We start from the raw sequence: 2,169 nt of genomic DNA, 5'->3' as shown, positions 1-2,169 counted from the left end.
TCAAGCTCTCGATATTTTCACGATTTGAGCTTATCGATGTCTTCCATTCGCCGCAGCAAATCTAAGACCAGGTCTTTTATAGCTTGCGTCGACAGCGAGTCTTCCTCGTAGGCGTGGTTGATGTGATTTCGCTCGGTACGGATTTGGAAGTAATCGTAAAGAATCTCTAAGACGGCTTTGGCTGGGCGCTTATAACCGACGTAATCATAGCTCATCATGCGTAAGTAATAGACTTGACGATTATTCCAAGCGATTTGTGAAACATAAATTCCTGGAATATCTCCTACGGAAGGAGGCGTTTGTTCTAAAAACTCATCGGGAAGCGGCAGCAAGGTCTGAAAAAATTGATACGGCGCCGTCTTCAAAACGTTATACATGGGCCCGATCGTACGAGTTTTAAAGAATTCGTCCATCGTCTGATCAAACATAGGGGTGTTTTTTACGTGATGATACATGCGATGTAAAACGGCATAGATTTTAGGGAATTTCTTTTTTAGCTCCTGCCGCGTCAGGCGCTCCTTATTGAGATCGGCGAGGACTTGCGGTCCTACCTGCAATTCTTCCAGCAAGGCTTTGAAATAACCGGCATCCTTAGGGTATCGGCGCAGCACAGAAGCCATATCGCCCGAAGCTTCAAAGTCAGCGATAATGGTGCGAAGTCTCGTTACTCGCTTCTTCTTTTCCAGTCGGGGAAATAAGCGGTTCAAATAGGCTTCACTATCTTTTTTCGTGCGTGCGACAGTAAAATCATTTAAAAAATACTGCTGCCACGTTTGGTAAGGCATTTTTTTCCGAGTGCATTCCTTGGGAATCGAATTTTTGAGAGGATAAAAAATATGCCGATCCACGATTTCACTGGGGATCCATTCGGTACATAAGGTCAGAGCCTGTTGGAGGTAATCTTTTTCGACGCACCAGCGGATGATATCGAGGTTTGTAAAATCTTCTTTTAAGAGACCTCCATACTCTGCTTTAAAGACTTTCAAGATGCGCAGAAAGATTTTTTCCTGAAAAGAAATAGCACCGGACATTTCAAAATTCTGCAAGGCTTCTTGAAGTTTTTTGGCAAGGATGGTGATTTTCCCAGTACGGCAGATCCGAACGGCATGGTTAAAATCACGCACCGTTTGAAGGAGTATCTTCGTTTCCCTTGTCTGTACAGAACCTTCCAGATAGGCCATAATTTCACGGATGCTGCCGAAGTTGACGAACGTATCAGCCCTTGAAAAAAGGTCAAACATGCGATAGATCTCCGTTATATTTTCAACCGGCTGTTCATTCCCGTCAGCATACAGGACATCTACCTTTCGAATGCCGCGGCATTTCAAAAACTGTATGACGGAAAGCATCATCATCGATGCATAGCGAACGTCACCGGTAATATCGACATGGAGCGCTACCTCCTCCGGCTGCCACGACTGTTCTTCGATAAAGGCATCAATCCTGTCGGCCATCTTGAGAACCTGATGAATCCGTTTTTCCAGCTGACTCCGTTCATCATAATCGATGCCGATGAAGTGTCCGGCAAGAGACTGCATCCGCGCTGGGATTAAGGCCTCATGATTCAGGATATACGCACAACTGACTTCATCGCCATAGCCAATCTCTTCCGGCAGCTTTTTCGTTGAAAAGCAGCACAGACAGTCTAATTGTTCTCCCTGCACTTTTAATGAATCAGCAATACTTTGAACGACGGATTCCTTGTCCCGGACACCGTCCATCATCATGCCGTCGTGATGGAGACGTGCTTCACTAAAAAACATCAGCAGGATATGTTTCATCGGTTCACCTCTTTTTATGGCGCAGGCTCCGTACCCTTCTTAGACTAAATAAAACTACAACAACCTCCGAATATAGGAACCAACTCCTACATCCGGAGGTTGTTCCGTCCCCTATGGCATTCCCTCCTTTTTCTAAAAGGAGTCACATTAAAGATGGGGAATCGGGTAATACGACGTACTTACAATGCTGGTCACGTTGCTGTACATCATTGTTTCAGTCCCCTTACGGGGAATTGGGTAATACGACCTAACATCTCTATTTCCATGATTATTGCATTTTGTTTGTTTCAGTCCCCTTACGGGGAATTGGGTAATACGACGGATCACTATGAAAACGATTAATAGCATTAAAAAAGCAGGTTTCAGTCCCCTTACGGGGAATTGGGTA

At 44.9% G+C, this 2,169-nt stretch carries 1 protein-coding gene; it reads right to left on the bottom strand.

Translation table 11 applies throughout. From position 1 onward, the window contains the following. Positions 1 to 17 precede the first annotated feature (17 nt). Positions 18 to 1,781 (bottom strand): TM1812 family CRISPR-associated protein, encoded by a 1,764-nt coding sequence (locus tag HMPREF3201_RS04070; RefSeq protein ID WP_062411871.1) that lies wholly within the window; start codon positions 1,779 to 1,781, stop codon positions 18 to 20. Positions 1,782 to 2,169: the final 388 nt, after the last annotated feature.

It is taken from the genome of Megasphaera sp. MJR8396C (genome assembly GCF_001546855.1).
Classification (GTDB): Bacteria; Bacillota; Negativicutes; order Veillonellales; family Megasphaeraceae; genus Megasphaera.
The sequence above is the reverse complement of the archived record's forward strand: the minus strand, read 5'-3'. Positions and strand labels throughout refer to the sequence as shown.